General features: G+C 73.2%; 6 protein-coding genes. 1 reads left to right on the top strand and 5 read right to left on the bottom strand.

Going from position 1 to position 7470, the window contains the following annotated elements; translation table 11 throughout:
- From G3I41_RS22060 to G3I41_RS22050, 3 genes are all read right to left on the bottom strand, one after another.
- The coding region (locus tag G3I41_RS22060; RefSeq protein WP_164402138.1) for an ATP-binding protein at window positions 1–1293 on the bottom strand (1293 nt) is incomplete at its 3' end.
- 298 nt (window positions 1294–1591) lie between these two features.
- Window positions 1592–2218 (bottom strand): NUDIX hydrolase, encoded by a 627-nt coding sequence (locus G3I41_RS22055; RefSeq protein WP_164402137.1) that lies wholly within the window; start codon window positions 2216–2218, stop codon window positions 1592–1594.
- Between the two features lie 90 nt (window positions 2219–2308).
- Complete coding sequence (locus G3I41_RS22050; protein WP_164402136.1) at window positions 2309–3979, bottom strand: CTP synthase; 1671 nt, start codon at window positions 3977–3979, stop codon at window positions 2309–2311.
- 401 nt (window positions 3980–4380) lie between these two features.
- Here G3I41_RS22050 and G3I41_RS22045 point away from each other — a divergent pair, with 401 nt between their 5' ends.
- Entirely contained in the window at window positions 4381–6183 is a 1803-nt protein-coding gene (locus tag G3I41_RS22045; protein WP_164402139.1) for a glycoside hydrolase family 15 protein, read from the top strand.
- 60 nt (window positions 6184–6243) lie between these two features.
- Here G3I41_RS22045 and G3I41_RS22040 read toward each other — a convergent pair whose 3' ends face one another.
- Both G3I41_RS22040 and G3I41_RS22035 read right to left on the bottom strand, forming a co-directional pair.
- Window positions 6244–7137 (bottom strand): sulfurtransferase, encoded by an 894-nt coding sequence (locus G3I41_RS22040; RefSeq protein WP_164402135.1) that lies wholly within the window; start codon window positions 7135–7137, stop codon window positions 6244–6246.
- A 56-nt stretch (window positions 7138–7193) separates the two neighbouring features.
- The coding region (locus G3I41_RS22035; RefSeq protein WP_164402134.1) for a glycosyltransferase at window positions 7194–7470 on the bottom strand (277 nt) is incomplete at its 5' end.

Genomic DNA, 7470 nt, shown 5'->3' with positions numbered 1-7470 from the left:
CTCCCCGTCCTCGACGGCGATCCGGGCGGCGGCGAGCAGGGCGGGCCTGCGGGCGCGCAGCCAGGCGGCGGCGGTCTCCGCGTGCGGGAAGCGCAGGGTGCGCGGGAGCCCGGCGAGCTTGCGGCGGGACGGCGAGCCCTCCGGGTCCGTGACGGCGCGGCAGGACTGCAGCAGGCGCACGGTGCGCTCCAGCATCCTGGCCCGGGCGAGCTGGATCTCGGCGGGGCGCTCCCGGTCCTCCAGGAGGGCCCGCAGCAGCCCGGCGAGACAGCCCGGCACCTCGTACTGCGGTTCGTCGGCGTCCTCCCGGCGCAGCAGGCCCAGGGTGACGAAGTCGTCCAGGGTGGTCCGGGCGGCCGAGACGGAGCAGCCGGCCAGCGCGGAAGCGGTGTGGGCGTCGGCGAGGCCGCCGGGGGCGAGGGCGAGCAGGCGCAGTATCCGGGCGGGGGTGGCCGGCAGCGAGTCGTGGACGAGGCGGAAGGCGCGGGTCAGCGGACGCGCTCCGGCGGGCGCCTCCGGGTCGTCGGGCAGCGCGCGCAGCTGCCGCCCGGCGTCGGCCACCGAGGTGGTCGGGCGGGCGGCGAGCCAGCCGCCGATCAGGACCAGGGCGGCCGGCTGCCCGCCGCACTCCTCTGCCAGGGCCTGGGCGGTCAGCGGGTCGACGGTGATCCTGACCTGGTCGATGGCACGGCCGAGGAGCTGGACCGCGGAGCCCGCGTCCAGGCCGCCGATGGTGCAGGGCCGGACGCCGGGGATGCCGGTCAGCGGGCCCTCGGACGTGGCGACGACGAGGCAGTCCGGGTTGTCGGGGAGCAGCGGGTCGACCTGTTCGGCGTCCGCCGCGTCGTCCAGGAGGAGCAGGACCCTGCGGGCGGCCAGGGCCTCGCGGACCCTTTCGGTCAGTTCGTCGGCGTCGGCGCCGGGCGGTCCGGTCAGGCCGAGCCGGCCGAGGAGGTCGCGGGCGGCGCGCTCCGGGGGGACGGGGGCGCCGCCGGTTTCGGCGAGCCGGACGCGGAGCAGGCCGTCGGGGTAGTCGCCGGTCTCCAGGAGGCGGCGGGCGAGTTCGGAGGCGAGCGCGGTGCGGCCGGAGCCGGGGCGTCCGGCGATCAGGAGGACCCGCGCGCGGGCGCTGCGGCGGCCGGCCATGGTGTCGAGCCCGGCGCGCTCGATGTCGTCGCGGAGTTCTTTCAACTCGCGTTCGCGGCCGAAGAATCGGGTCGGCTCCGGGACGGGCGGCTCCTCGGTCCCCGCTGCCTCGGCCGGGCCGCTGGTGTCCACCGCCTGATCCGTCACGGGCCACGCTCCACTTCGCTGCACGCGTCGCCCTGCGGGACTCCGGTCAGGGCATTCGAAGCGTAGTTCAGGCGGGTGGCCGGAGAGGGGGGAGCGCGACCCGGGCATCCCCCGATCGGATCAGCATTTCTTACGATCGGAGGATGCAGGAGAGTGACCGTACGGGCGGTCCCGTCGACCGCTCCGCGGGGTTTCGGACAGCCCGTCAGGAGCCGAGGGGACAGCCCGTCAGACGGCGGAGGAACGGCCTCGTCAGACATCGGGGGGACGCCCCGTCAGACGTCGAAGAGGCGGCTCCTCAGGCGTCGAAGGGGCGGGCCGGCCAGGGCGCGTCGGCGGGGCGCAGCGCGTCGACGCCGTCACCCGCGAGGGCCGCGGCGAGCGAGAGCACGCCCACGACCAGGCAGCTGTTGTGCAGATCGCCGGCGAGCACCTTGCGCACGAGGTCCTGGAGCGGCACCCGGGCCAGCTCCATGTCGGCCTCCTCCTCGGCGACCTCGAAGCGCTCGCCCTCCGCCTCGGAGACGTCCCGGGCGAGGAAGATCCGCACCGCCTCGTCGGAGCCGCCGGGCGAGGTGTAGATGTCGGTGAGCACCCGCCAGTCCTCCGCCTTGACGTACGCCTCCTCGTACAGCTCGCGCTGGGCCGCGTGCAGCGGGTTCTCGCCGGGCACGTCGAGCAGCCCGGCCGGGATCTCCCACAGCTTGTGGCGGACGGGGTGGCGGTACTGGCGCAGGACGAGGACGCGGCCCTCGTCGTCCAGCGCGAGCACGGCGACCGAGCCGGGGTGCACCTGGTAGTCGCGGTGGGCGACCGTACCGTCGGGCATCTCGACGTCGTCGGTGCGGACGCTGGTCTTCTTCCCCTGGAACGGGGTCGCGCTCTCGGTGACCCGCCATTCCTCGGGTGTGTCCTGGAAACCCATCTGCGTCCTCCCACGAAAAACGGTGACCGGGGCCCGCGTCCCTGTTCGGACGCGTGCCCCGGTCAACCGTAACGCCTGCGGAGGTACCGCCTACTTGCCCTGCTCGCCCCCGGCGGCGCCCGTCTTGCGGGCGACGGCCGCCTTCACCAGGCCGGCGAAGAGCGGGTGCGGGCGGGTCGGCCGGGAGCGCAGCTCCGGGTGCGCCTGGGTCGCGACGAGGTACGGGTGGACCTCGCGCGGGTACTCGACGTACTCGACCAGCTTGTTGTCCGGGGAGGTGCCCGAGAAGACCAGGCCGGCCTTCTTCTCCAGCTCGGCGCGGTAGGCGTTGTTGACCTCGTAGCGGTGGCGGTGGCGCTCCTCCACGTACGGCTGGCCGTCGTACGCCTCGCGGACCAGCGAGCCCTCGGCGAGCTTCGCCGGGTACAGGCCGAGCCGCATGGTGCCGCCCAGGTCACCGGCGCCCTCGACGTACGCGAGCTGCTCCTCCATGGTCGAGATGACCGGGTGGGAGGTCGCGGCGTCGAACTCCGTGGAGTTGGCGTCGGGGATGTCGGCGAGGTTGCGGGCCGCCTCGATCACGATGCACTGGAGGCCGAGGCAGAGGCCGAGCAGCGGCACCTTGTTCTCGCGGGCGTACCGGATCGCGCCGACCTTGCCGACCACGCCGCGCTCGCCGAAACCGCCGGGGATGCAGATCGCGTCGACACCGGCGAGGGCCTTCTCGGCACCGGCCGGGGTCTTGCAGTCGTCGGACGCGACCCACTCGACCTTGACCCGGGCCTTGTTGGCGAAGCCGCCGGCCCGGATGGCCTCGGTGACCGAGAGGTAGGCGTCGGGCAGGTCGATGTACTTGCCGACCAGGGCGACGGTGACCTCGTGGTCGGGGTTGTGGACGCGGTCCAGCAGGTCGTCCCAGGTGGTCCAGTCGACGTCCCGGAACGGCAGGTCGAGCTTGCGCACGACGTAGGCGTCCAGGCCCTCGGTGTGCAGCACCTTGGGGATGTCGTAGATCGACTTGGCGTCCACGCAGGCGACCACGGCCGCCTCGTCCACGTCGCACATCAGCGAGATCTTGCGCTTGATGGCGGTCGGCACGTCGCGGTCGGCGCGCAGCACGATGGCGTCCGGCTGGATACCGATGTTGCGCAGCGCGGCCACGGAGTGCTGGGTGGGCTTGGTCTTCAGCTCGCCGGAGGGGCCGATGTAGGGCAGCAGCGAGATGTGCACCACGAAGACGTTGTCCCGGCCGACCTCGTGGCGGACCTGGCGGACGGTCTCCAGGAACGGCAGCGACTCGATGTCGCCGACGGTGCCGCCGACCTCGGTGATCACCACGTCGACGTCGTCGGTGGCCATCCGGCGGATGCGGTGCTTGATCTCGTTGGTGATGTGCGGGATGACCTGCACGGTGTCCCCGAGGTACTCGCCGCGCCGCTCCTTGGCGATGACCTGCGAGTAGACCTGGCCGGTGGTGACGTTGGCCGAGCCGTCGAGGTCCACGTCCAGGAAGCGCTCGTAGTGGCCGATGTCGAGGTCCGTCTCCGCACCGTCGTTGGTCACGAAGACCTCGCCGTGCTGGAACGGGTTCATCGTGCCCGGGTCGACGTTCAGGTACGGGTCGAGCTTCTGCATGGTGACCCGGAGACCGCGCGCCTTGAGCAGGGCGCCGAGGCTGGAGGCAGTCAGACCCTTGCCGAGGGAAGAGGCGACACCCCCGGTGACGAAGATGTGCTTGGTCGTCGTGGATGTGGGCTGCATAGCCAAAGGGGGCTCCCGTGGTCGCGATCGTGAGGTGCGTGCCGGCGTTGCCGTCCGGAGATTCCGGAGATGCCGTCGCTGCGGTTCGGGGGCCTCGTCTGCTCTCGCCGACGACCACCGTCCACGGGCTACCAGGGTATCAGCGACGGAGAGGGACTGCTTCCGGCCATCGGCGCGCGAGCGCGGCGCGAATCGCATATGCCACTCGCATCCCACTCGATCGGCGCAGTCCGGTTGTCAAGAGGGTCGCGCGGATCACCCGTGTGCGTCGTATCCTGCTCGGACACTCGCTCGGGCGAGGCCCAAGTTCGCAGGTCCCCCCACAACAACCCCTTGCGACAACCTCTTGACCCGCAGTAAGCGCCCCACGGGGCGACATGGCCGTTCGACTGGAGATGCACGTGGCCGGGCGCATCGAGGATTACGCACTCATCGGAGACATGCAGACCGCCGCCCTGGTCTGCCGGGACGGCACAGCCGACTGGCTCTGCCTGCCCCGCTTCGATTCACACGCCGTTTTCGCGGGCCTTCTGGGCACCGAGGAACACGGCTTCTGGCGACTGGGCCCGGCCCGCCCCGAGGGCGCGGAGCCGCCCGCGGCCGACCGGCGCCGCTACCGCGGGGACTCCCTCATCCTCGAATCGGAGTGGGACACGCCGCGCGGCACGGTCAGAGTGACCGACTTCATGCCCCCGCGCGACGGGGCACCGCAGCTGATCCGCATCGTGGAGGGCGTCAGCGGCCGGGTGCCGATGCGCTCGGAGCTGCGCATGCGGTTCAGCTACGGCCGCGTCACCCCCTGGGTGCACAAGGTGGACTCGCGTACGGTCGCCGTCGCCGGCCCGGATTCGGTGTGGCTGGACACGCCGGTCGACACCTATGGCGAGAACCTGACGACGTACTCCGACTTCACCGTCGCCCCCGGTGACCGGATCGCGTTCACGATCAGCTGGCAGCCCTCGCACCACGAGCCGCCCGCGCTCCCGGACCCGGACGGCTCGCTGGAGGCGACCGCGGACTTCTGGCGCGAGTGGGTCGAGCAGTGCACGTACCACGGGCCCTACCGCGAGGCCGTGGTCCGCTCGCTGATCACGCTGAAGGCCCTGACGTACGCGCCGACCGGCGGCATCGTCGCCGCGCCCACCACCTCGCTGCCCGAGGACATCGGCGGCTCCCGGAACTGGGACTACCGCTACACCTGGCTGCGCGACGCCGCGATCACCCTCTCCTCGCTGCTGCGCACCGGCTATCGCGAGGAGGCCCGCGCCTGGCGCGAGTGGCTGCTGCGCGCGGTGGCCGGCGACCCGGAGAACCTGCAGATCATGTACGGGATCGCGGGCGAGCGGGAGCTGGGCGAGGCGGAGCTGGAGTGGCTGCCGGGTTACGAGGGCTCCGCCCCGGTCCGCGTCGGCAACGGCGCGGCAGGCCAGCTCCAGCTGGACGTGTACGGCGAGGTCACCGAGGCGCTGCACCTGGCGCACATGACGGGTCTGGCCCGCAACGACTACGCCACCGGGCTCCAGCTCAAGCTGATCGAGTACCTGGAGAAGCACTGGAACGAGCCGGACGAGGGCATCTGGGAGGTGCGCGGGCCGCGCCGCCACTTCGTGCACTCCAAGGTGATGGCCTGGGTCGCGGTCGACCGCACCATCAAGCTCATCGAGTCCGGCGACGCGGAGGGCCCGGTCGAGCGGCTGCACGAACTGCGCGACGAGATCCACCGCGACGTCTGCGAGCGGGGGTACGACCCCGAGCGCAACACCTTCACCCAGTCGTACGGGTCGAAGGAGCTGGACGCCTCCCTGCTGCTGATCCCGCAGATGGGCTTCCTGCCCCCCGACGACAAGCGGGTCATCGGCACCATCGAGGCGATCCAGCGGGAGCTGTCCACGGAGGACGGCTTCGTCCTGCGCTACCCGACCTCCGGCGACGACGCGGGCGTGGACGGCCTGGAGGGCGACGAGGGCGCGTTCCTGGCCTGCTCGTTCTGGCTGGCGGACGACCTCGCGATGATCGGCCGGGTCGACGAGGCCCGCCGGCTCTTCGAGCGGCTGCTGTCCCTCCGCAACGACCTGGGCCTGCTGGCCGAGGAGTGGGACGCCCGGCTCCAGCGCCAGGTGGGCAACTTCCCGCAGGCGTTCAGCCACGTCCCGCTGATCGACACGGCCCTGCGCCTGACGGCGAGCGGGGCGTACGTGGGCTGACGCCCCTCGGTGCGCGTTCTCCGCCCGGCTGCCGCTCTCCGGCCGCCGGGCGGAGCCGTGTCAGCCCGGTGCCGGGCCCGTCGCGACCGGCCGGTCCGCCGGATCCGCCGAAGGCAGCCCCCACTCGCTCCAGGACCCGTCGTAGACCGTCAGGTCCCGGTATCCGGCCAGCTCGGCCCCCAGGGCGAGGACGCAGGCGGTGACCCCGGACCCGCAGCTGAAGTAAAGCCGCCCGCGGTCACCGGCCGCACCGGCGAACGCGGCGCGCAGCTCCTCGGGCGCCCGCATCCGGCCCTCGTCCTGGAGCCGGCCGAACGGCAGACTGACGGCCCCCGGCATGTGGCCGCCGCGCAGCCCGGCCCGCGGCTCGGGCTCCGTGCCCTCGAACCGCCCCCGGGTCCTGGCGTCGAGCACCGCCGCCTCGGGATCGGCCAGCGCCTCCGCCACCTCGGCGGCGCCGACGAGGAGCCCGGGCCGGGGCCGGGCCGTGAAGTCCCCGCGCCCGGCGGCCGGTTCCGGCGCCTGCTCGGTGACGGGCAGTCCGGCGGCGGTCCAGGCGGGCAGGCCCCCGTCGAGGACGGCGGCCCGGTCGAAGCCCATGGCCCGGAGCATCCACCAGGCCCGGGCGCTGGAGTAGATCCCGGCGGCGTCGTACACGACCACGGTGTCCGCGTCGTTCAGGCAGAGCGCCCGCATCTCCTCGGTGAACCGGGCGGCGTCCGGCATGGTGTGCGGCACCGGCACCGTGTGGTCGGAGAGCGCCCCGTCGATGTCGAAGATCCGGGCCCCCTCGATCCGCCGCCCGCTCCCCCGGTGCGCGCCGACCGACGCGTCGAGCACCAGCAGCCCGGGGGCGCCCAGGCGGGCGGCGAGCCAGTCCGTGGAGACGAGGGGTCCGGGCAACGCGCCGACGGCGGTGCTCCCGTCCCCGTACGTCCGCGTTTCCCCGCCCACACGCCCTCCCCAGCTACCGGTCCGACTTTTCAAGATCGCAGCCGGCCGGAGGACTGTCAACGGGCCAGCGGCCGGGCCAGTTCGTCGTACACCGCGAGCACCTGGGCCACCGTGTCGTCCTCGGTCGGCCAGCTCGCCGCCTGCCGCAGGCCTTCGGCGGCCAGCCGGTCCCGCTCGGCCGGGTCCCCGAGCAGCCGGGCCACCTCGGCGGCCAGCGCCCCGGCGTCCGCGTACGGCACGAGGACGGCGGCGTCCCCCACCAGTTCGGGCGTGCCGCCGACCGCCGTGGCGACCAGGGGCACCCCGGAGCGCAGCGCCTGCTGGGCGGTGGTC

The organism is Streptomyces sp. SID9727 (assembly GCF_010550605.1).
Taxonomy (GTDB): domain Bacteria; phylum Actinomycetota; class Actinomycetes; order Streptomycetales; family Streptomycetaceae; genus Streptomyces.
Note: the sequence above shows the minus strand (reverse complement) of the source record. Positions and strands in the feature narration are given on the sequence as shown.